We start from the raw sequence: 22091 nt of genomic DNA, 5'->3' as shown, positions 1-22091 counted from the left end.
TCCCCCACCCGCTCCACCCTTTCGAACCTACCTGCCTGCTACTTCACACCCTTCACGCACTTCACCGCGCTTGCGCCGGCGATTCTGCCGAAGGTGACGGTCTGCGAGATGGAGTTGCCGCCGAGGCGGTTTTTGCCATGCACGCCGCCGGTCCCCTCACCCGCTGCGAAAAGACCGGGAATGGGCTTGCCGTCTTTCGCCACGACTTCGCTCTCGGTGGTGATCTTCAGCCCCCCCATGGTGTAGTGGACGCCCGGCTTCACCGCGATGGCATAGTACTTCGGCGTCTTCAGGGGGCGCGGCATGTCCGGACGCTTGAACTCTGCGTCGGTCTTCGTCTCCACTGCCTTGTTGTAGTTCGCGATCGTCGCCTCCAGCGCATCCGCCGGCACCTTCAGAGCAGCAGCGAGACCCCTCACGGTCGCCCCTTGCTGCACCAGGTCGAGATGGAAGTAGCCGTCGATCTGCTTGAGGCTCTGGCGCACACCTTCGTCGAAGACGAGATATGCAGATTTCCCGGTCTGCGCGAGGATAGCGGCGGAAGCCTTGTCGCGGGTGGTGAGCTCGTTTACGAAGCGCTTCCCTTCCTGGTTGACGAGGATTGCGCCGTTGCCGCGTACCGCCTCGGTGATGAGGATGCGGCTGCCGGCAGCGACGGTCGGGTGGATCTGGATCTCCTTCATGTCCTTCACATCGGCACCGACGGCAGTGCCGAGGTCGATGCCGTCACCGGTCGCGCCCGGCTGGTTGGAGGTGGTCATCCCCTTGTACTCCGGACGGTAGTAGGCGACGCGCTCGGGGTTGGCGGAGAAGCCGCCGGCGGTGATGACGACCGCTTTCGCGTTGATGGTGTAGGGGCCGCTGTGCTTGCCTTCCACGACCACACCGGTGACGTTCCCCTTGGCGTCTTCCACGATCTTTACGACCTTGCTGTTCATCCGGATGTCGATCTTGCGGTCAGCCGCATTCTTGCGCAGCACGTTGATGATGTGGGCGCCGACCGCCGAACCACCTTTCGGGCGGTGGGTGCGGTCGACACTCGCGCCCCCCATGCGCCCCACGTCGCTCAGATCCGCGCCGAGGCTGGTGAGCCAGTCGACAGAGGAGGCGGAGTTCTTGGCGAGGATCATCGCAAGGGCAGGATCGTTCAGCTCACCGCCGCCCACCATGGTGTCCTTGTACATGAGCTCCACCGAGTCCTTGATCCCCTTCTTCTTCTGGAAGACAGTCTCGGCGGCGTTCATCCCGCCGGCCGCCAGCATGCTGTTTCCGCCGGTGATCGGCTGCTTCTCGATGATGACGACCTTCGCCCCTGCGTCATGCGCAGTGATCGCCGTGGTGAAGCCGGCCGCACCAGCGCCTATGACCACGACATCCGCCTTCTCCGTGCGCATCTTCCCCTTCTGCTTTGCGGGCGCCTTCTCGGCCGCCTTTGCTCCGCCAGCGGGGATCTTCATGTCGAAGGAGTGGCAATTGAGGCAGTACACGTACGATGCGGTGTGCCCGTGGTGGCAGGCGGTACAGTTGATCTCACCGAGATGTGATCTGTGGGGGTTCACCTCTTCCTTGGAGTGCTTCCCCATTTCCTCCAGCGTCCCGTGACAGCCGATGCACCCCTTGTTTACCGATGCCTCCGAATCGTCCACGGCGATCTTCTTGCCGCTGCCGTGGCAGTCCGCGCATTTCGCCTTCCCCTTGTGCAGTTCCACGAGGGACCCCTTCCCCTCCGCCGCCCAGAGTGCGGTCGCCGACATCACCATCAGCACCGCCGCCATCAGTAAACCCAGCCTGAACCTTCTCATTTTTTTCTCCTTTCGTGGACCAGTTTTGGACCGCTCTTCCCTATTCCCTTATGGCAGCGGACGCAAGCACGTCCTCTGCGTGTGAAGTTCACGCCGCTTATGAGCATTTGGAGTGCCAAAATTTAATGGGGGGAATAAGTCCTAAATTCTACAAGGCTTTGGCGGGATGAGAAGGTCGCGACGGAAAGAAAAGGGGGATAACCGGAGGTTATGGCAAAAGGGGGGCGGGCGCGGCAAGCCGCGCTGCGGGCGGAAAACGGCAGGTATAACCGGAAGGTATCGTATAACCTCCGCTCATACCCCTTTCAGCTGCGAAGCTGCTTCAGTCGCTTGTTGAGTGCCGGCTGTGAGATGCCGAGGAGGCGCGCCGCGAGGGTCTGGTTTCCCTTCGCCCGGTGCAGCGCCTCCTGCACCAGAAATGCCGCGGCATCGCTGAAGGTGGGGAGCTCGTCGAACCCTGCGAACGGATTCTGCCGTTCCGATGCCGCGGGGGGGACCGCCCCTCCCTCCCGGCGCTCCAGCACCTTCGCGAAGGAGTCCATGGAGAGCACGCGGTCGCGGTGCAGGCTCACCGCGTCGTACACCATCGCCTTCAGTTCCCTCACGTTACCGGGGAAGTTGTACACCGAAAGAAGCTGCGGGAGTTCCCGCGGCGGTGTCGGCTTCTTCTTTCCCAGCTCGTGGGCGGCCTGCGCCAGGAAGTGGTCCAGGAGCAGCGGGAGATCCCCCTTCCGCTCCCGCAGGGGGGGCACCTGCACATGGTGGGTACGCAGCCGATAAAAGAGGTCTCGGCGGAAGGTGCCGGCAGCCTCCCTGGAGGCGAGATCATGGTGTGTGGCGACGATGACGCGCGCCTTGAGCCGCTTCGGCAGGTCCGCCCCGAGAGGGAAATATTCACCCTCCTGCAGGAGCCGCAGGAGCTTCACCTGGGAGGGGATGCTGAGGTCGCCGATCTCGTCCAAAAAGAGCGTGCCGCCGGCTGCTTCCTCCACCATGCCGCGACGCGCCTGCTCCGCGCCGGTAAAGGCTCCGCGCAGGTGCCCGAAAAGGGTGTCGGCAAAGACGGTGTCATCAAGACCCGCCACGTTCACTGTCACCAGCTTTCCCTTGCAGCCGCTCAGCCGGTGCGCGGCACGGGCAAAGAGCTCCTTCCCGACCCCCGTCTCGCCCGTGATGAGGAGCGGCTGGGGGCTGTGGGCCACCGCCTCCACATAGGAGAAGAGCGCGTGCATCGCCGGGTCCTTCGTCACGATGTCGGCGAATACCTCGGGGTGCCGCACCGCCGGTGCGCTGAGGCGGCTCGCCATCTCCCGGTGGTCGCGCTGCAGCTCCTGCATGCGCACCGCGCGCAGCACCCCCGCCACGATCCTGTCCTCCTCATCCGTCTTCACGAAATAGTCGAAGGCCCCGCGCTGCATGCAGCGCACGACCGTCTCGATCTGGTCGAGCCCGCTAAGGACGATGGTGCAGATTTCCGGATGCCGCTCCGCGATCAGCTCGAGGAGGTCCTCGCCGGAGAGGTGAGGCATGGTGAGATCGAGCAGGACGACGCCGACCGTCCCCCGCTCCAGGATGGCGCTCACCTCCCTGCTGTCGTTGCAGGGGACGATGCGGTTGATCCCCGCGCACGATTCAAGGGAGAGCGCAAGGGAGCCGGTCCAGGCGGGCTCGTCGTCGACGAGAAGAACATCGAAATCGGGATAAAGGGTATCTGTCATAGCTCCTCCTCACGGAAAGCCGGAATAATCATCGCGACCGTGGTGCCGCTGCCGGGGGTCGACTTGAAGGAAAGAGTGCCGCCGTGCTCCTTCACTATCCCGGCGGAAACGGAGAGGCCGAGCCCCGTCCCCCCCCACTCCCGTTTCGTGGTGAAGAAGGGATCGGTGAGCCGCGACAGGTTCTCCGGCGCAACGCCGTTCCCCTCGTCGCGCAGCGTGAGGGTCACGCCGACTCCCTGATCGTACCGGGTCGTGAGCTCGATGGCCCGGTCCGGCGCGGGGAGCGCCTGGCAGGCATTCAGGATCAGGTTCACGATGACCTGCTCGATGCGCTGTGTGCTGCCGCGAAACCTCGGGAGCCTTTCGCCGTAGCGGGCAGTAAAGGCGGTGGTGGCCTTGCGGATCTCGTGCTCCACGAGACGCACGGCGGCGCCCGCCGCCTCATTGAGGTCCACCAGTTCCTCTCCCGCCCGGTCGTCGTGCCGTGCGAAATCCTTCAGGTCGCTGACGATCCGTTTTATCCGCTTCCCCGACTCCTGCAGCTTGTCCAGGCTCTCCGGGACGATCTCCCTCATGCGCGAGTAGGGAATCCCGCCGCAGCGGAAATCGCCGTTTTCCTCGTAGTAGCGCTCGAGAATGCGGGAGGCGTCCGCAAAGAAGCGCTTCAGCTTCGGCGTCTCCAGGAGGATGAGTCCCGTGGGGTTGTTGATCTCGTGGGCGACGCCGGAGACGAGGACCCCGAGCGCCGCCATCTTGTCCGCCTGCACGAGCTGCTGCTGGTTCACCCTCAGATCCTCCTCCGCCCGCCGCCGCTCGGCCACCTCGCGGGTGAGGTCCGCGGTGCGCAGCGCCACCTGCCGGTGCAGCGTGCGGGTCCAGAGCGCTATCGCCCCGAGAAGGATCAGGAGAGGGACGACCACCACCGCCGCGTACTTTGCCACCGTGCGCCAATCGGTCGTCTTCGGCTCCAGCACACCGAGCCATTTAGCCTGGATGGCGTCGTACTGCCCCGTCTGCTTCAGGATGGCCAGCCCCTCGTTGAACCTTGACAGGAGCTCCGAGCGCCCCTTCAACACGCCATAGCAGTACTTCTGCGCCGCAATGTTTCGCACCATCGGAGTCAGATTGGTGAGCTTGAGCTGGCGGATGAGGTACATCCCGGGGAGGATAGCGACGAGGGCGTAATCGCAGCGGCCGGAGGCGGCAAGACGCAGGGCGTCGGCGGGGGTGTCGGTGAGGCGCATGGTGCCGCGAAAGCCGGAGTGAACCAGCTGGTCGTGCATGATGCCGCCACGATGCAGCGCCACCTCCTTCCCCGCGAGATCGTCGAGGGACGATATGGGGGGCGCACCGCGGCGGGCAAAGACGGCGTGGTTGATGACCGCATGGGGGATGGAGAAGTCTATCTCGCGCGAGCGCTCCTGGGAAAAGGAGATTCCCTGGAGGACGTCGACCCTTCCGTCTCGCAGGGCGTCGCGCGCATCGGACCAGCTGCCGAGGCGAAACTCGATCTGCATCCCCATGACCTCGGCGATCGCCCTGGAAAGCTCCACGTTGTACCCCGCGGGCTTCCCGTCGCGGTCCAGGAATTCGTACGGAGGGTAGGAGCGATCCCCCCCGATGACGACCGGCTGCGAGCTCGCGTCGGCGGTGGCAGCATGGGCGAAGCCGGCATGAAGGAGGAGTGCGACCGCCAGAAGGATGGCGGCCAAGGGGGCAGTTGCGGGGAGCAAAATGTGGCGCAGTCGAGACATCTTACCTGCTTGATACACCTTCTGCCCGCGCAGAGTCAATCGCAAAGGTTCTTCCTGAATTGCAGAAACCAAGGGGATTGTGTGCCCTCAAAGGAGTAGGCGAGGCTATTACGTCCCCCCTTTGCGAAGGCTCATCCGACAATTTCGGGGAAGCCGTATTATGTTCCAATGAAGGGCCGCACGAGGCCTCGCGTCCCCCCCTTCGCAAAGGGGGGAACGTTAGGCCTACTGCAGTGCTTCGTGGCAATGTACCCCACGCTCCCTCGGAACCCCTGGGAGGCAGCCGAGGGCCGCGAGAGCGCTTTCAGGATTCCGTATGACAAAAGGCTATAGCTATAACCCGCGGTTATGCCGCGGCGCATCATGTTGAAGTCACTGCATTTTTTGCATCTCACGGCAACTCTCCTTTTGGCTGTCATAACCGGTGGCTATCGGCCTTCCATGCGGCAGCCAACCCGCCTGCAGCGCAAAGAATCTTCGATTTCAACCACTTAGCAAAATAAACAGAGACGGCATTGTCTATGCTCAGGGAGAAAACGTAGCTCCCCGGCGTCCGATGGGCGGGACGTGTGGCTGCTTCGCAGCCATCGCAGGCAAGATGCCTGCGCTCCAGCGCGGCGCGGGCGACATCACAGACGGAAAAACATGTAGGCCGGGATAAGCGGAGCGTTCCCGGCAGAATCGGTCGAGACAACTTCAAAGGACAGTCAACTTACCAAGGAGAGAAGGAGGCAGTAGATGTCGGTTAGCAGAAGGGATTTTCTGAAGAAAAGTGCAACCGTTTCGGCGCTTTCGGCAGCAGCGCTGATGGGAGTCAACAGGATCAATGCAGAGGGGGCGTCCGAAGAGCTGGAAACAGAGCCGGTCGTTGCGCCTACCAAGGGTGACCGCAAGGCCCCCGCCTTCAAGGTCCAGGACCCTTACCCCCTGGGGCCGGACAAGACGAAATACACGCTCCTCACCGACAAGTACGTATCCGTCACCAAGGTGAACGGCAAGGAGATGTTGCAGATCGACCCGAAGGGGCTGACCTTCCTTGCCAACGCCGCCATGAAGGACGTCAGCTTCCTCCTCAGGCCCGCTCACCTGGAGCAGGTCGCGGCCATCCTCTCCGATCCCGAGGCTTCCGACAACGACCGTTATGTGGCGACGACGATGCTGCGCAACGCCGAGGTCGCGGCGCAGTTCCGTCTCCCGATCTGTCAGGACACCGGCACCGCCACCATCTTCGCGAAGAAAGGGCAGCGAGTGCTGGTAGCCGGCAGCGACGAGCACTTCCTTTCCGCCGGTGTGTACAAGACATATACCGAGGAGGACCTGCGCTACTCCCAGACCATCCCGCTCGACATGTACGAGGAGATCAACAACGGCGTGAACCTCCCGGCCCAGATCGACGTCATGGCGACGACCGGGATGGAGTACAAGTTCCTCTTCGTGGCCAAAGGGGGTGGCTCGGCTAACAAGACGATGCTCTTCCAGGAGACGAAGGCAGTGCTGAACCCCGCGAGCCTGGAGAAGTTCCTGGTAGAAAAGATGAAGAGTCTCGGCACCGCGGCGTGCCCTCCGTACCACCTCGCCTTCGTCGTCGGCGGCACCTCCGCTGAAGCGTGTCTGAAGACTGTGAAGCTCGCCTCCACGAAGTACCTGGACACTCTCCCCACCTCCGGCAACAAGGCCGGCCAGGCATTCAGGGATCTGGAGCTCGAGAAAAAGCTCCTGCAGGCCGCCTACAAATGCGGGTACGGCGCACAGTTCGGCGGCAAGTACTTCGCCCTCGACGTGCGGGTCATACGCCTGCCGCGCCACGGCGCCTCCTGCCCGATCGGCATGGGGGTCTCCTGCTCGGCTGACCGAAACGTCAAGGCGAAGATCGACCGCAATGGGATCTGGCTCGAGGAACTGGAGCGTAACCCGGGGCGCTTCCTTCCCATCTCCGCTCGGATGAAAACGGACGACGGCGTGAAGATCGACGTGAATGCGCCGATGAAAGAGGTCCTCGCGCAGATCAGCAAGTACCCGGTCGGCACGCGCCTCTCCCTCTCCGGCACGGTCATCGTGGCGCGCGACATCGCCCACACCAAGTTCAAGGAGAGGCTCGACAAGGGGCTGGGTCTCCCGGAGTATCTGACAAAGCACCCGATCTACTACGCGGGCCCCGCGAAGACGCCGCAGGGGTACGCCTCCGGCTCCTTCGGCCCCACCACCGCCGGCCGCATGGACTCCTACGTGGAGCTTCTCCAGGCAAACGGCGGCTCCATGATCATGATCGCCAAAGGAAACCGCAGCAAGCAGGTGACCGACGCGTGCAAAAAGAACGGCGGGTTCTACCTCGGTTCCATCGGCGGTCCCGCCGCGATTCTCGCGAAGGAGAACATCAGAAAGGTGGAATGTCTTGATTATCCGGAGCTGGGGATGGAGTCGGTGTGGAAGATCGAGGTGGTCGACTTCCCCGCCTTCATCCTCGTCGATGACAAGGGGAACGACCTGTACAAGAAGATAACCGGGTAAGGACGGCGCAGCTGCTCCCTCTTCCTGGTGGAGGGGGAGCGGCTGCCCAGGTAATGCCGGAAACGCTTGCGCTTATTCCGGCCTACATTTCATACACCATACACTCGAGACAAGCGGAGAACACCATGTTCGGATTAGGAATGCCGGAACTCATAATTATCGCAGTCATAGCCCTCATCGTCGTAGGACCCGGGAAGATCCCGCAGTTGGGGCAAGCCCTCGGCAGCGGGATCAGGAACTTCAAGAAAGCAACGACCGAAGACGACTTCGTGCAGATCAACGAGAAGGCCCAGTAGAGTTTCGACACGATTTTTTTTGCCTGAGTTGCCATCTATCCAGGATCGGGTATCATCAGTTTTGTCTGAACGTTGCAACAAACCTTCCCTTGGTAGATCTTCTCAAGCCGGTGTAGTTCAATTGGTAGAACGGCTGAATGGTATTCAGCAGATGGGGTGTTCAAGTCCTCCCGCCGGCTCCAGCTTTTCAAGCTCCACACTTTCAAAATCCCGCACGCACCTGCCGCACACGCCACCATCTGTGCGCGCCCACCTGGATTACTGCTGCAGCTCACGCCTCTCCCAGTGAAGAAAGCACCGTCTGGTGCTACACTTTTTCAGGTGGTTACCAAGAAATGCCCCCGCCCCCCCGTTCCATCTTGCCTCGGAGGGGCAGGCACCGGAGGAGCCTCATGAAGTTCACTCTGGAACAGATCAGGACGTCCGCAATGCGGCTGGATAGCAGGTATGACTTCGGGCAGTATGTGATGCGAGGGCCTCAGGAAAACGTGATGGAGCTGGAGTCGTGGCTGTCTTTTTCGTCCGTGGCCGCGAAGCTGCACCACGAAGGGTATGTAATGGTTCCTCCAAAGGAGTACGCGGAAGCGCTGGGAATTCGGGTCGCGGAAGTCGTGGACCAGATAGAGAAAGAGGGCACCCTCTTCGCCCTCTTTCATGCAACCCACGACGACAATTTCATACTCGTGCCGTTGCCCGAGCGGGAGGAGAGTGCTCCCCCCGCAGAATAGTCCCGCCTGTCAATACGGCATCGCCACTCCCTACAGGAAAGGGGAGTGGGCGCGCGGCTCACTCACCCGTCGCGGCACTCTCTCCTCATTTCCCCCCTTCAGTTGAGAAACCGGCACAACGGGTATTGCCTGCGCCATCGCCTCGCTCCGGAAGAGCGCGACGAGGTCACGGGCATCGGCCGCCGTGATGCGCGGATGGGTGGGGAGGTTCACCAGGTGCCTCGCCGCCTCCTCCGCATTGGGGCAGGAGCCTTTGATATAGCCACCGCACTCCGGGGTCATCGCCTCTTCAAGGACGGAGGTGAACCAGGTGCCGAGCACGAGGCGCGAGGTGGAAAGCCGCACCAGCTGGGCCCGGTCCGCCACCCATACCGGAAAGCGCACATAGGCAGGTTCCGCCCCCGCAGGGAGTACCGGCACCGCGTACCCGAGTGCGCCAAGCGCCCCGTGGTAATACTCCGAGATGCTGCGGCGGTGCGCGACGATTCGGCCGAGGTCGGCCAGCTGGCACAGTCCCACTGCCGCCTGCGCGTTGCTCAGCCTCTGCTCGTAGCGCCACGGTTTCAGCCCGAGGAGCTCATCGCGCACCGTCGGCCTCGGCAATGGCAGGCGCTTGCCGAGCAGCTCATAGGTGGCACGGCTGTAGTAGTGGATCCACGGGTGCCCCAGAACAAAGTACATGAGGAGCTTCACCAGGTAGCGCGCTGCCAGCGCAGGTGGTGGAGGGGCGCATTCCGCCTGAAATTCCCGCATCTTTTCCGCCAGCTGCGGATCGTCCGTCACCACCATCCCCCCCATGGTGGTGGAGATTGTCTTCGTCTCCTCAGTACTGAAGAAGGCGGCCCGCCCGAAACTCCCCACCGGCCTGCCGTTGAAACGCGAGCCGAGGGCGTGCACGCAGTCCTCGATGAGCACGAGGCCGTGGCGCCTGGCAAACTCCTGCGCCTCGGTAAGCTGTGCCGGTATCCCGAAGGTGTGCTGCAGCAGGAGTACCTTGCAGCGGGGGGTGACCTTTCGCTCCGCGTCGGCCATGTCCATGTTGTAGTTCTGCGGCAGGCAGTCGACATAGATCGGGGTCGCGCCGGTGTAGCGGATGGCATTTGCCACCACTATATGCGTCGGAGCCTGGAGCAGGACCTCGTCTTCCGTCTCTACTCCGAGCGCGCGCAACAGGCCGTAGAGACCGACGCGTCCGCTGGAAAAGCTTATGCCGTACTTTACCCCGATGGTGCGGGCAAACTCCGTCTCGTAGCGCGCGAGCGACTCTCCCTGCACGAGCTTTCGCGGATCGAGCAGATGCTGCACCGCGCAGAGGCAGTCGTCATAGTCGACCGTCCCCCCGAGCAGGGCATGATGGCGCCGGGGTAAAATAGGGAGAGTCAGGCGACCTCGCGCCCCCCCCCTGCTGGATGTCTGGTTCACGGTAATCCTCCTCGTTTTGGCTGTCTCGGCGTCACACTCTCCTGCTACCCCAGGTGCCGGTAGACAAGCTCCCCTTCCATCTGCAGCAACGCCCTCGGCAGGATGCGGTTGGCGCGGTTCAGGATGCGGCGCCCGAGACTTCCTTCCATACCGACCTTGTTCATCTTCGGATAGTAGTAGTACGACAGCGCCAGCTTCTCCGCCCCCCAGCGCTCCTTGAACTCGATGAGCGAAGGGTTGTCGAGGGACGACCTGCCGAAGTCGAAGTAGCTGGCCCCTTCGCTGCAGGCGATCTTGATCACCTCCCAGATGAGCATCTGGTTGGGTGAGAGGTTGAGGTACGCCTCATCGGACGCGCTGTACTCGTAGGTGAAGGTGTCCCTGAACTTGAGGGTGAAGGCGGCGGCGATCACCCTCCCCTGGTACTCGAGCAGCGGAACGAAGAGGAGGTTCCTGGGCGCCAGCTCATGCCACATGTTGCGGAAGAACTTGAAGGGGTGGGGAGGGAGCCCGTGTTTCTTCCGGATGCCGATGTGCAACCGGTAGAAGCCTTTCAGGTCCTCCACATCCTTTGCAAGGCGCACGCGGAAACCGTTCTTCTCGGCCCGGCGGATCCTCTGCCGGATGCTGGTGGAATGAAACTTCTGGTACACCTTCGATTCCCCGGGGCGCAGGTCGAGCATGTGCGTGACGTGGCTGCAGTGCTCGACCAAAAAGTCAGGCACGTCGTGCAAAGGGTCTCCCGACTTCAGCTCGAGATACTGAATCTCCGGGTTTTTCTGCAGGTTGTAGCGCACCATGTCCGCCACCGCATCGTGCGGGACAAGGGGGGGACAGAACGACGTGAACGGCAACGACACCAGCCGGTCGCCGGTGAACCTGCTCTGCACCAGCATGAAGGGGTACACGCCGTGGAACTCCCGCGATCCCGTGTGCTCCAGAGCCAGGTAGAGGGGGCGGTAGCCGTATGTCGTCTCCAGAACGGTGCGCCATGCGGAGTGGTGATAGATGGAGCCGTTTGGGCTCGCAGTCACAAAATCATCCCACCTCTGATTGTCTTCACTACCTACGACTTTGATGACAAGAGTCATAAGGCCTCACTTGGGCATTCTACCCGTCAAATACAGAGGATATCGGCATGGCTTCAAAAGACAAAGCCAGGGCCGTTGATCCGGATGGATGTTTCGGCAGCCTGGCTGTCTTCGTGAGACCCTTACGGCTTTCCGCACCGTCCTCGCGAACGGCATGGCTTTTCGTTATCCCCGTCTTTTCTAGAAAAAGTATAGCAGTTGAGTGAAAAGAAACCGGCAAAAGTAAAGATGTAGTATGGCGACATAATTAGAGAAAGAGTGAAATAGGGAGGAAGGATCCCTGTGAAAGAGACAAGTTGCAGAGAAATTCGGCAGACCGAATTGATACAGTAGTGCAGCGGTTTGTAATAGCGAAGACGAATCGTCCTGACTGTCAGCTTGAGGATAAGCGGCAAAGAGCGAGACACTCTTTAAGCATTACAACCGATCTCTTCCCCCCGTTGCGGCGCGTTTCCCTTTGCGTCCTTTGCGTCCTTTGCGTCCTTTGCGTCTTTGCGGTCCGTCGGTTTTGCCGTCAACAGGCAGGCCCCTTCATTGACATCGCATCGGAAAGTAAATAAGATGCCGCACACTTTCCCGAAGGAGAACTGCATGACCGATCGCCACACCCCGCGAGAAGTGGCAGCGCAGATTTTCAGCATGCCGGTCATCGTGGCCGCCCTAGGATACTTCGTGGACATCTACGACCTGGTCCTTTTCAGCATCATCCGGGTCGAAAGCCTGAAGGACCTCGGGCTTACCGGGCAGGAGCTCATCAACCGCGGCGTCTTCCTGTTGAACATGCAGATGGCCGGGATGCTCATGGGAGGGATACTCTGGGGTGTCCTCGGAGACCGCAAGGGGCGGCTGAAGATCATGTTTGGCTCCATCTGCCTCTACTCCCTTGCCAATCTCGGCAATGCAATGGTCCATACCCTCCCCTCCTACGCCTGCCTGCGCTTCCTCGCCGGCGTCGGCCTTGCCGGAGAGCTCGGCGCGGGGATCACCCTGGTAAGCGAGGTGCTGCGAAAGACGATGCGCGGGTACGGGACGATGATCGTCGCGTCCGTCGGGGTATCCGGAGCAATCCTCGCGAACTTCATAGCGAAGCAGTTCGACTGGCGCAGCGCCTTCGTCATCGGCGGCGTGCTGGGGCTCCTCCTGCTGGTCCTGCGCCTCAAGGTCGCAGAGAGCGGGATGTTTCGCGGCTTGGAGGAGAGCGCCGTGCGGCGTGGCGACTTTCTGTCGCTCTTTACCAGCACCGACCGCTTTGGCCGCTTCTTCCACTCCATCATGATCGGCGTCCCCACCTGGTTTGTCGTCGGCATCCTCATCACCTTCTCCCCGGAATTCGCGAAGGCCCTCGGCATCAGGGGGAGCATCAGCGCAGGAAATGCCGTCATGTACTGCTACCTGGGTCTGGTGTTCGGGGATGTCGCAAGCGGAGTGCTGAGCCAGCTCCTGAAGAGCCGTCGCCGCGTCGTCCTCATTTTCCTTGGGCTGACGGTAATGGGGGTGGTGGGGTATTTCATGGCGGGGGGGGCTGAAGCGTCGAGCTTCTACGCGATCTGCACCTTTCTCGGCTTCGCCAGCGGGTACTGGGCGATCTTCGTGACGATAGCGGCGGAGCAATTCGGCACCAATCTTCGAGCCACCGTCGCCACCACCGTGCCGAATTTCGTGCGCGGCATGGTGATCCCCATAACGATGCTCTTTCAGCTCTTCCGGCAGAGCATGGGGCTGGAGAGGGGGGCCTGGTGCGTCGGGGCGATCTGCATGGCAGTTGCGCTCTTCTCCCTCTGGAGGCTTCAGGAGACTTTTCACAAGGAGATGGATTTTCTGGAGGAGTATCCGTAGCGAGATGGAGGCGACTAGATACTCGTTCCCAAGGTCCACCTTGGGGACGCACCCTGGATGCGAAGCTCCGGCTTTGCATCCGCGTCAGCGGATAACGGTAATGGCGTAGGTGGCGAGGCAGAGCCTCGCGGGCAAGCCCGTTCCAAAGCTGGAGCTTCGGAACGAGAGGCGCGTGATTCGGGAGCCGGCACGCGCTGGAGCACAGGCACCAATGCTCTCCCGGAATCACCCTGATAACAAGAAAATCGGCAAAGCCCGCGCCCTTTCGAGCGACGGCGCCTTGCCGATTTCTATTGCAGTTTCGGGAGCTAAACTCCCTTCCTACTGCCGCATCAGCATCATTATTACAAGGAAAATTACTATCGCCGCGATTACCACGGCGGCTATCATCGCCGGTGAAGAAGTCCGCGCGGGCTTGTCATAGACACCAAACGTCTTCTTCACTCCGGTGTCCTTATGCTCCGTGCCGCCCTTCTCCGTTCCAGTTGGAGTCGGATACACCTTTGGCATTTACTCCTCCTTGACCAGGGACGGTGCTCCTGGCAGGTCACCTGCTAGATGTGACGCTTCTTGTTCCACCCGTAGCGGATCGCTTCCTTAAACTGCGCCCAGCTGCCGGCAGGATGATTCCTGTCCCACGAGCGGTGCAGGTCTTCTTCCACCTCCGACCAATCCCGTCCTTGGAAGCGGGCAGCCTCTTTATCTTCATCGGCATAATGATAGGCGGAGCGGTACGCTTCAAAGTCACCCTTGCCGCCGTACATGCTCTGGTAATGCCTGCGGAAATCCTCGTCCTCGGCATTGAGCCCTGTGGCGGCCATGCCGTGCTGCCGCCCCTCGCCGCTGCGGTCCACGTCTACCCTCGTCTGGCGTGCCGTTTCGCTGACAGTCTCCATCCGCTGGCTCGTTTCCTTCCCTACCAGCACCTCTTCCTTCACCCGTGCCTCTTTCGATACCACGGGCTCTTCCCTCATTTCACGAACCTCTACCGACGCCTCCTTGAAGGCATCACGCTCGCTTCCGGAAATCGGACGATCCACCGGCCGGCGCTCCACCTTCGCGTGCTCTTCGCGCAGCGACACATTCTCCTGGATGGGGACGGATTCAATGTGGCTGTACACCCGCACCATCCCCTCGGGGACTTCACGTTTCCCGACTTTGACCTGCTCCTCGGTTACAGGAATAACCCTCTCCTGCCCCGTGCGGCCGGTCATCTCGGTCCGCTCCTGCCCGGTGCGGCCGGTCATGTCGCTCCGCTCACGCTCCGGAAGGGCGGTGTCGCGACTGATGTTCAGCCCCTCCCTGCGCTCATCAGCCATATCCTGTTTCAGACGCGGCGAAATCTCCTCGTTGGCCCGTTCCGAAAGCCGGACATCTTCCCTGCCCCGCTCAATTCCTTCGGTGCGCTCAACCCCTTCGGCGCGCGTCGTGCCGGTCCTGTGGATCGTCTCGTCGCGGTGCCCTTCGGTCTGGAAGCCGGTCCACCCCTCCTTCTTCCAGTGCTCCGCGGTCCTGTCTATGTCGATCGCGCCATGCTTCTGCATGATGTTCGCCGCGTGATCGACCCTGTCTTCGGGGCACGTTACCGTCACGAGGACGCCCCCCCTCTTGACACCTTCCATATAGTAATGGGCATCCTTCTCCGGCACCCCCATCTTCATCAGGGCACCGATACCCCCGCCTGCCACCGCACCGATGCCGGCTCCAGCAAGGGCCGCACCCAGAGGCCCGAGGGCGAGCGCAGGTCCGATCCCGGGAATGGTGAGAGCGGTGAGTCCTGCAACAAACCCTGCCAGCCCGCCGACCGCCGCGCCCGCACCGGCGCCTGTCGCAGCCCCTTCCGCCGTGGCGCTCTTTTTCTCATCCTTCAGTTCGTGCACGTCGCCGGTTGTTCCCGTCGTCCCACCGCGATGGCTCCCTACCAGGTTTATGGAGCCTCTATCGAATCCGCTGCTCTCCAGGTCGCGCACGACCAGTTCAGCCTGTCTCATGCTGTCCATCAAGCCTACGACTGTCTTTGCCATATGCTAAATCCTCCTTGCTGTGTGGCGGATTGCCGCCGTGCCCAAGCTCCCTGCAGCACGGTTACTTCTTTCGAGGTTCATCAACATGCTCCACAATCGCCTGCTCACTCTTCAGCACCTCTGTCTGAGGTTGCCTTACGGTGGTCTGCTCCTTGGTGATATGGAGCTCTTCCTTCAGGAGGAGCTTTTTCTCAACCACCAGAACCTCCTCGATCAGAGGGACCACCGTCACGTCACCCTCCTGCCTGATCCCGACCGGTGCGTCAATCACCGCATTTATCGGCACCCGCTCGACATGCACCTGTTCCTTCAGAAGGGGCATATCCACGGTCTCTTCCCGTTCATGAACAACCTTTTTGACCCGGGTAACACCGTCTTCCACCACTCTTTTCCCTACCCGCAACTCCTCTTCCACGACAGGAATGACCTTTTCGTCCTCCACCCTGCCGGATGGCGACTTCTCCCGTCGTGAGTCACCCCAAAGGAAACTCTTTTTATCCACGACCGTCTCCCCTTGCGCATTAAAGTCCGCACGCAAATACTGAAAAACGAAGCACCTTTTACCTATGTAATATTATTAATTCTATGACAACGGCTCCATATCTTCAAGGTATATAGGATTTCGTGAAGCGTGGGGCTTTAAACTCATTAAGAGCGTTGCGACAGCAGCAGAGGAAGCCGCAGACATTAAAGTACTAGCTGCACTACGCAGTTTAACGTAATCCCTAATTAATGGTAGAAAGAGAAGGTCCTATACCACTGACACTGTAGAGACGACAGGCCGATGATGAATCAGAAGCATTTTCCAAATTCTCCTCCATACCTTTTTTGCTGAACTCTAGCACTTCCTCCGTTAGTCACAGCTCTCTTTTCAACACATATAGTGTCATCACGCTGAAGGTTAATAGCCCAATAATTATGAGGTATAATGGGAGCAAAGTCCTTCGGTTATGAAGTGGGCGGTGCACGTACTTACATGTTTACAAGGATGTATACATGACCGCATCAGACTCCACCGACGAAAGCAGACGCGCCTTCGACCTTCTCAGCAGCCTCAACGAGATACTGATATTTGCCGCCAAAGCCAATGACGTTGGCGATGTGATGACATGCGTCGTCACAGCGAGCGCACAAGCTCTCGGAAGCGACTCCGCCGCCCTCTTCCGGCGCGAGGGAGAGCAGTGGGTCGTCAGCCGGGGGTACCACCTGCCTCAGGCGCACGAGACGGCAACCTTTTCGGACGAGGAGCTCCCCCATGCGGCGCTCGCTGTTATGGCCCGGAAAGCGGTGCTGATAGAGGATGCCTGCACCGATATGCGCGCCAACAACGCCCTCATGCAGGAGTACGGCATTCGATCTCTCATGGCTGTGCCGGTTCTGCACGAGGACGGGATTGTCGCCGCCCTCTCCTACCACTTCCACACCGCCCCCAGAACGTTCAGCCAGTTGGAGAAGGATTATGCACTGAAGGTTTCCGACGCCCTTGCCACTGCCCAGCACAATGCCGCAGCGCAGAGGGATCTTTGCGCCCTGCGTGAAAAGCTGACAGAGGCGAAGCATCTCGGCGAGGCCATCAATCGTATCGACAGGATGATCTACTCCAATCTCGACACCGACGAAATCTTCCGGAAGGTCATCGCCGCTGCAAACGACGCGCTCGGCGCGGAATCTGCCATCCTTTTCCTGAAGGAGGGTGAGGATTGGCACGTGCGCTACGTGCACAAGCTGTCGCAGACGCTGGTCGGGAGGGTTTTCAGAAGCGACGAGGTGAGAAAAACGGAAATGTCCGCTCAGGCAGGAGAGATCGTCACCATCTGCCACACCCGTCATGGCAGCTCCTCTCAGCCGCAACTCATGGCGATGCTGGATATCCGCTCCCTGCTCGAATTCCCGCTCATCGTGAAGGGGGAGGTGATAGGAAGCCTCTCGTTCCACTACCACTCGCGCCTGGTGGAATTTACCGAGCTTCAGAAAGATTTCGCGGCGAAGCTGCACGGTTCCGTATCGTTCGCGCTGCAGACGGCCCGTCTTTTCAAGGCGCTGATGGAAAGTGACTCCTGCTTGAGAATGGCGGAGAAGATCGGCAAGTGGGGGTACTTTCACTATGACAGGGTGCGCAGCAAGCTCACCTGGTCGGAAGGGATGTTCCAGATCTTTCGCCGCGATCCGGCACTCGGCACACCATCCCTTGAGGAATTTCTCGAGACGCACTTCCAAAAGGAAGAGATCGAAGGGGTGAGGAAGGATGTCCTGGGCGACCGGTCCCGCCATTTCGAGGCAAAGGTGAAAACAGGTGACACGTTCGCCGAGGTGCAGGTGCTCATCGACTCCCTCCCCTGCGAGAGCTGCGAAACGGCCGCCCGCCTCGGGACTGTGCAGGACATCACAGACAGGCGGCAGGCGGAGAGCTTCAAGCAAGGCATCCTCGATTCTCTCCCCGCACACATCGCGGTTATAGACAAAGATGCCACCATTCTGGACATCAACCGGCCGTGGCTGCGCTTTGCGGAGGCGAACGGTGCGACCGGAAGGGCCGGAATCGGGGTGGGGGTAAACTATCTCTCCGTCTGTCGAAAAGCTGCCGACGAGGCGGACCCGCTGGCACGCGAGGCCCTGGAGGGGATCGAGTCTGTGCTTTCCGGAGACCGCGACCATTTCGAGCTGGAGTACCCGTGCGACTCGCCGGACGAGAAGCGGTGGTACCTCATGCACGTCCTTCGTCCCACCAACCATTTCGGCGGCGCAGTCATCGCCCATCTCGACATAACCGAGCGAAAGCTCGCGGAAGAGGCGCGGCACCAAAGCGAGCAGCGCCTCGCCTCCTTCATGGAGCACCTCCCCGCCGCGGCCTGGATGAAGGACCCCGGGGGTCATTACCTCTACGTCAATCCGGAGGTGGAGAGGACGATTTCGGTGCCGATGGCCACGTTGCAGGGGAAGACGGACGAGGAGATCTTCGGGCAGGACATGGCGCGCCTTTTCGGGGAGAAGGAGAAGCGCGTCCTCGCGGAGGGTGGCATCAGGACGATCGAGACGCTGCCGCTCCACGACGGAAGGGACCACCACTTCCTGGTGAGCAGATTCGGCGTGCCGGGATCTGACGGCCCGCCGGTGCAGCTGTGCGGAGTCGCCATCGACATCACCGACCGCATCGCGGCACAGGAAGAGGTGGAGCGGCTCAATTCCGCCCTCGAGGCGCGGGCTGCCGACCTTGAGGAGGTAAACGCCCAACTGGAGGCCTTCAACTATTCGGTGTCACACGACCTGCGCCAGCCGTTGAATGTCATCTGCGGCTACAGCCAGGGGATCCCCATGGAGTGCGGCAACGAGATGAGTGAGTCGTGCAGCGAGTACGTGAAGCAGATCTACCGCGCCGCCCTGCGCATGAACGATCTGATCGACGCCATGCTGAGGTTTTCCCGCCTCACCAAGAGCGAGCTGCGCCGCGAGACGGTGGACCTCTCTGGACACGCAAAGGCGGTATTGACACGGCTGAGGCTCGAAGCCCCGGAACGCCGGGTCGAGGTGAAGGTACAGGAGGGGGTGGTGGCCACCTGCGACGAAGGGCTCGTCACCGTGGTCCTCGAAAATCTCCTCGGGAACGCCTGGAAGTACAGTGGAGAAAGGGAAAGCACTATCATCGAGTTCGGCAGAAAGATCGTGGCAGGAGAGGACACATTTTTCGTGAGTGACAACGGGATAGGCTTCGACATGGCGCACGTGGAGAAGCTCTTCCAGCCATTCCAGAGGCTGCCGGGAGCCGACGCCTTCCGCGGGCACGGGATCGGGCTGGCCACGGTGGAGAGGATCGTGAAGAAGCACGGCGGCAGGGTCTGGGCGGAGTCGCATCCGGGACGCGGGGCGACCTTCTACTTCACGCTGCCGGAATAGTGCGAGCGGAAGGAGGACGGTACAGGAAAGGCCGGGTCGCAATGACTCCGGCCTTTTTTCGTGCCTTCCGGGAATGCCGTGGAAACCGAGATATGGGCCTAACGTTCCCCCCTTTGCGAAGGGGGGACAGGGGGGATTCCGGAAGTGTTGGAGGCGCTGGCACTTGTAGGCCGGAATAAGCGGCAGCGTTTCCGGCATTCGCTGGTGCGCGTGCGTCGGTGGTGGACTGCCGGGAACGCCTGCGGCTTATCCCGGCCTACATTGACGCCTGAGGCTCGCCCCCATCCCCACCCTGTCCCTCCCCTTCAAAGGGAGGGGACGCCAGGGCTCCTGCTCGCTTGATGGCACTGCACCCTCCGCACAGTAGCTACAGGCGGACCTTTCCCGTTTCGGACGAGGCGGGGGACCAGGGGATTTCTGCGAGATGTTCGTCCAGATCTTCTTTGCGAAGGTCCATCGGGAATATAAGAGGCGGGGATTTCGGAAGTGTTGGAGGCGCGGACCTTGTAGGCCGGAATAAGCGGCAGCGTTTCCGGCATTCGCTGGTGCGCGTGGGTCGGTGGTGGACTGCCGGGAACGCCTGCGGCTTATCCCGGCCTACATGGACACCCTCCGCACAGTAGCTACAGGCGGACCTTTCCCGTTTCGGAGGAGGCGGGGGACCAGGGGAACTCGGCGAGATGGGCGGCGAGATCTTCGCGGCGGTAACGGTTGATCTTGTTCACCAGCAGTACGAGCGTCATCACCACCGGCAGGGTGAAGATGAAGATACCGGTCAGAGCCATGAGATGCTCGCCGATGTAGAAGGTGACGCTGAGGTTGAAGGCGATGACGCAGAGATACAGAAAGGGGGCGTAAAGGGAGCGGTACGGTGCTGCCTTGATCCCGGCAGGGCGCTTCTCCCGACGGGCCTCCCTCTTTCCGATGACGCGGTCGATGACCTGCAGCGCAGCGATCATCACCGCGCTTACCAGCCACCAGCCGAGGTAGTTGCTCAGCGGGACGCCAAAGTGTGCCCCCACCTCGCGGTAACCGTAGATCTGCCCGAGGAACCAGCGGTTTCCCTGCAGCGCGACCGGGTCGGTCACGATGTCCAGGAATACCTGGAAGAGGGATCCGAGGAGAAGGGCTGAGAAGGAACGCCTGATGGCGCCGGTTTCCAGGGAGATGAGGTCTCCGCGTACCTTCTTCACCGGTGCGAGGACCAGGAGTGCCGTCGCATAGCTGCAATAGGCGAGAAAGACGTAGGAGAGGGAGTCGAAGAACGGAACCCCTGCGATCCACAGCTCCTTTCCCTTGGTAGCATCTATATAGTAGTACCAGCCGTACGGAAAGCCGCTGTTGATGGATGAGTACTCGGAGGCAAAGGCGATGAGGTAGCCGACGACGGTGAACCAGATCGTCTTGCGCCACCCCAGGTGCAGCACGGCGGCCACGAGGTACGCGGCGAAAAATGCCCACACATACGGGCGCATTGTCAGAGTGCCAACTGCTATGTCCAAAAAGTCAGACACTACCTACCTCCTGAAACAAAGAAACGCAAGTCGTGACGCGGGTCGCGCGGATCGACGGGCAGAGCAGGATCAAGCATTACGCCCTGTCCGCGCCCATCCCAATAATCCGTCTGATCCGCGTGCTGCTTGCGTAAAAGTAACCGGCAGAAACGGGAGTCCCCGGCAAAGGTTCTTCCGGGAATTCCGGGGAAGGCGCTACAGAGAATCCGGGTGCCCCCGCGCTGGAGCGTAGGCATCTTGCCTGCGATGGCGGCGCAGCCGCCACAGACCACGCGGCTGGCGCTGCGGCTACAGGCTGGGAAGCCTGTGCTCCAGCGCCGCGCCACTAGCGTCCCCTCCCGTCAACGGAAGAGGATCGGCTGCGCTGAGTTCCAGGATTCCCCGGATGAACCTTTCAGATGGAGGGGAATGGCGATCGCCGCACGCATCCGCTTTACTAAAAGAGCGTCCCCACAATGGATCCAAGAACAGAAATCGGGCCTGCGTCGCCAAGACCTTCCATCGCCTTCTCCGCCTTCTTCAGCGTCGCCGTGGTGTCGCGGTACAGCTGGTCCTCGTTCACCAGCTTCCCGAGCGTCCCCTGGCCGGAGTTGATCTTCACTGTCAGCTCCTTTATGTTCTTCGTCGCCTCGCGCGCGTCGTTGTACAGCCCCTCGTCGTTGACGAGCTTGCCGACAGTCCCCTCACCCTTGTTGATCTTCCCGGTGATGTCGCGGAAATCCTTCATGCCCGCGCTGAGATCCGCCACCCCCGGCTTGAGCTGCGCCAGGAGCCCCTGCACGTCGCGATAGAGGGCATCGTCGTTCACCAGTTTTCCGATTGTCCCCTCACCCCTCTCGATCTTGCCGGAAACGAGCTTCAGGCTGGTAACGGCGCTGCTTGCGTCGTCGTAGAGACTGCGGTCGTTCAGGAGCATGGCGAGGGAGCCGTCGCCGCGGTCGAGCTTCGAGGTGATGCTGTTTATGTTGGAGATCGTCCCCTTCAGGCCGCCGCGGTTTTCGTCGAGGATGGCGGATATTTTGTGCAGCACCTCGTCCTGGTTGCGGTTCAGGTTGTTGATGAGGACCTTCGTGTCCTTCGTTAGATCGCTCACGTTGTCCACGATGACGTCGATGTTGGCCACGTCTTTTCCCCGCACAGTCCCCCCCTCCGGCAAAACGGGGGCGGTGGGGGTACCGAAGGATAGGCCGAGGAACTGGCCGCCGAGGAGGTTGGTGAGACGCAGCATGGCGACGGAGTCGGTCTTGATGGCCGTTCCGGGTTTCACCTCGAAATCGATCTTGATCTTGTCGGAGAGGACGCTGATATCGGTGATTCGCCCGACGTCGACGCCGGCCAGACGCACCGGATCGCCGATCTTCAGCCCCGTGATGCTGGAGAGATAGGTGTGATAGGCAATGTGCTTTTCAAAGGGATTCCACTTCTCGCCAACCTCCAGGAGTATGCCGAGTATGAGAAACCCGCAGATAAAGAAGAATCCGACCTTTTTTTCCACCGAGAGAGCCAT

Annotated in this window: 15 protein-coding genes, 1 tRNA gene and 1 riboswitch; of the genes, 6 read left to right on the top strand and 10 right to left on the bottom strand. The window is 61.0% G+C overall.

Annotated features, from left to right (window positions below):
• Positions 1-38: 38 nt before the first annotated feature.
• The 3 genes from LPW11_RS14120 to LPW11_RS14110 all read right to left on the bottom strand — a co-directional run bounded on the left by LPW11_RS14120 (position 39) and on the right by LPW11_RS14110 (position 5274).
• Positions 39-1802 (bottom strand): flavocytochrome c, encoded by a 1764-nt coding sequence (locus LPW11_RS14120; RefSeq protein WP_230994514.1) that lies wholly within the window; start codon positions 1800-1802, stop codon positions 39-41.
• 305 nt (positions 1803-2107) lie between these two features.
• The gene (locus LPW11_RS14115; RefSeq protein ID WP_230994513.1) at positions 2108-3520 is read right to left on the bottom strand and encodes a sigma-54-dependent transcriptional regulator; all 1413 of its coding nucleotides are present in this window, start codon (positions 3518-3520) and stop codon (positions 2108-2110) included.
• Positions 3517-5274, bottom strand: a complete 1758-nt coding sequence (locus LPW11_RS14110; RefSeq protein WP_230994512.1) for a transporter substrate-binding domain-containing protein — start codon at positions 5272-5274, stop codon at positions 3517-3519. The genes LPW11_RS14115 and LPW11_RS14110 overlap by 4 nt, the downstream gene beginning before the upstream one ends.
• Before the next feature lie 738 nt (positions 5275-6012).
• Between LPW11_RS14110 and LPW11_RS14105 the strand changes: the two genes are divergently transcribed.
• The 4 genes from LPW11_RS14105 (at position 6013) to LPW11_RS14090 (ending at position 8806) form a co-directional block, all read left to right on the top strand.
• Positions 6013-7782 (top strand): fumarate hydratase, encoded by a 1770-nt coding sequence (locus LPW11_RS14105; protein ID WP_230994511.1) that lies wholly within the window; start codon positions 6013-6015, stop codon positions 7780-7782.
• A gap of 125 nt (positions 7783-7907) precedes the next feature.
• A complete protein-coding gene (tatA, locus tag LPW11_RS14100; protein WP_230994510.1) occupies positions 7908-8078 on the top strand; it encodes a twin-arginine translocase TatA/TatE family subunit in 171 nt (56 codons plus the stop codon).
• A 106-nt stretch (positions 8079-8184) separates the two neighbouring features.
• Positions 8185-8260: transfer RNA gene (locus LPW11_RS14095), tRNA-Thr, on the top strand.
• A 210-nt stretch (positions 8261-8470) separates the two neighbouring features.
• Positions 8471-8806, top strand: a complete 336-nt coding sequence (locus LPW11_RS14090; RefSeq protein ID WP_230994509.1) for a hypothetical protein — start codon at positions 8471-8473, stop codon at positions 8804-8806.
• A gap of 30 nt (positions 8807-8836) precedes the next feature.
• Here the strand turns inward: LPW11_RS14090 and LPW11_RS14085 are convergent, their stop codons facing one another.
• On the bottom strand, positions 8837-10228 hold the full coding sequence (locus tag LPW11_RS14085) for an aminotransferase class I/II-fold pyridoxal phosphate-dependent enzyme (RefSeq protein WP_230994508.1): 1392 nt from the start codon (positions 10226-10228) through the stop codon (positions 8837-8839).
• 44 nt (positions 10229-10272) lie between these two features.
• Positions 10273-11262 (bottom strand): GNAT family N-acetyltransferase, encoded by a 990-nt coding sequence (locus LPW11_RS14080; RefSeq protein WP_230994507.1) that lies wholly within the window; start codon positions 11260-11262, stop codon positions 10273-10275.
• A 149-nt stretch (positions 11263-11411) separates the two neighbouring features.
• Positions 11412-11488: riboswitch (cyclic di-GMP riboswitch) on the bottom strand.
• Between the two features lie 422 nt (positions 11489-11910).
• On the opposite strand from LPW11_RS14080, the gene LPW11_RS14075 reads away from it, so the two are divergent.
• Positions 11911-13155 (top strand): MFS transporter, encoded by a 1245-nt coding sequence (locus LPW11_RS14075; RefSeq protein WP_230994506.1) that lies wholly within the window; start codon positions 11911-11913, stop codon positions 13153-13155.
• 321 nt (positions 13156-13476) lie between these two features.
• Here the strand turns inward: LPW11_RS14075 and LPW11_RS14070 are convergent, their stop codons facing one another.
• The 3 genes from LPW11_RS14070 to LPW11_RS14060 form a co-directional block, all read right to left on the bottom strand.
• A complete protein-coding gene (locus LPW11_RS14070; RefSeq protein ID WP_230994505.1) occupies positions 13477-13665 on the bottom strand; it encodes a hypothetical protein in 189 nt (62 codons plus the stop codon).
• 44 nt (positions 13666-13709) lie between these two features.
• Positions 13710-15179: a YsnF/AvaK domain-containing protein gene (locus tag LPW11_RS14065; RefSeq protein ID WP_230994504.1), complete on the bottom strand. Its 1470-nt coding sequence runs from the start codon at positions 15177-15179 to the stop codon at positions 13710-13712.
• 61 nt (positions 15180-15240) lie between these two features.
• Positions 15241-15681, bottom strand: a complete 441-nt coding sequence (locus LPW11_RS14060) for a YsnF/AvaK domain-containing protein (RefSeq protein ID WP_230994503.1) — start codon at positions 15679-15681, stop codon at positions 15241-15243.
• A 494-nt stretch (positions 15682-16175) separates the two neighbouring features.
• On the opposite strand from LPW11_RS14060, the gene LPW11_RS14055 reads away from it, so the two are divergent.
• A complete protein-coding gene (locus tag LPW11_RS14055) occupies positions 16176-19070 on the top strand; it encodes an ATP-binding protein (protein ID WP_230994502.1) in 2895 nt (964 codons plus the stop codon).
• Between the two features lie 623 nt (positions 19071-19693).
• Here the strand turns inward: LPW11_RS14055 and LPW11_RS14050 are convergent.
• On the bottom strand, positions 19694-20584 hold the full coding sequence (locus LPW11_RS14050; RefSeq protein ID WP_230994501.1) for a carotenoid biosynthesis protein: 891 nt from the start codon (positions 20582-20584) through the stop codon (positions 19694-19696).
• 436 nt (positions 20585-21020) lie between these two features.
• A complete protein-coding gene (locus tag LPW11_RS14045) occupies positions 21021-22091 on the bottom strand; it encodes an MlaD family protein (protein WP_230994500.1) in 1071 nt (356 codons plus the stop codon).

Source organism: Geomonas sp. RF6 (genome assembly GCF_021044625.1).
Classification (GTDB): domain Bacteria; phylum Desulfobacterota; class Desulfuromonadia; order Geobacterales; family Geobacteraceae; genus RF6.
This window is presented reverse-complemented; position numbering and strand designations above follow the sequence as displayed.

Bases quoted from the DNA above. Each gene is read 5' to 3' on its own strand.
- LPW11_RS14120 (WP_230994514.1), bottom strand. From the start codon at position 1,802: ATGAGAAGGTTCAGGCTGGGTTTACTGATGGCGGCGGTGCTGATGGTG.
- LPW11_RS14115 (WP_230994513.1), bottom strand. From the start codon at position 3,520: ATGACAGATACCCTTTATCCCGATTTCGATGTTCTTCTCGTCGACGAC.
- LPW11_RS14110 (WP_230994512.1), bottom strand. From the start codon at position 5,274: ATGTCTCGACTGCGCCACATTTTGCTCCCCGCAACTGCCCCCTTGGCC.
- LPW11_RS14105 (WP_230994511.1), top strand. From the start codon at position 6,013: ATGTCGGTTAGCAGAAGGGATTTTCTGAAGAAAAGTGCAACCGTTTCG.
- tatA (WP_230994510.1), top strand. From the start codon at position 7,908: ATGTTCGGATTAGGAATGCCGGAACTCATAATTATCGCAGTCATAGCC.
- LPW11_RS14090 (WP_230994509.1), top strand. From the start codon at position 8,471: ATGAAGTTCACTCTGGAACAGATCAGGACGTCCGCAATGCGGCTGGAT.
- LPW11_RS14075 (WP_230994506.1), top strand. From the start codon at position 11,911: ATGACCGATCGCCACACCCCGCGAGAAGTGGCAGCGCAGATTTTCAGC.
- LPW11_RS14070 (WP_230994505.1), bottom strand. From the start codon at position 13,665: ATGCCAAAGGTGTATCCGACTCCAACTGGAACGGAGAAGGGCGGCACG.
- LPW11_RS14065 (WP_230994504.1), bottom strand. From the start codon at position 15,179: ATGGCAAAGACAGTCGTAGGCTTGATGGACAGCATGAGACAGGCTGAA.
- LPW11_RS14055 (WP_230994502.1), top strand. From the start codon at position 16,176: ATGACCGCATCAGACTCCACCGACGAAAGCAGACGCGCCTTCGACCTT.
- LPW11_RS14045 (WP_230994500.1), bottom strand. From the start codon at position 22,091: ATGGCTCTCTCGGTGGAAAAAAAGGTCGGATTCTTCTTTATCTGCGGG.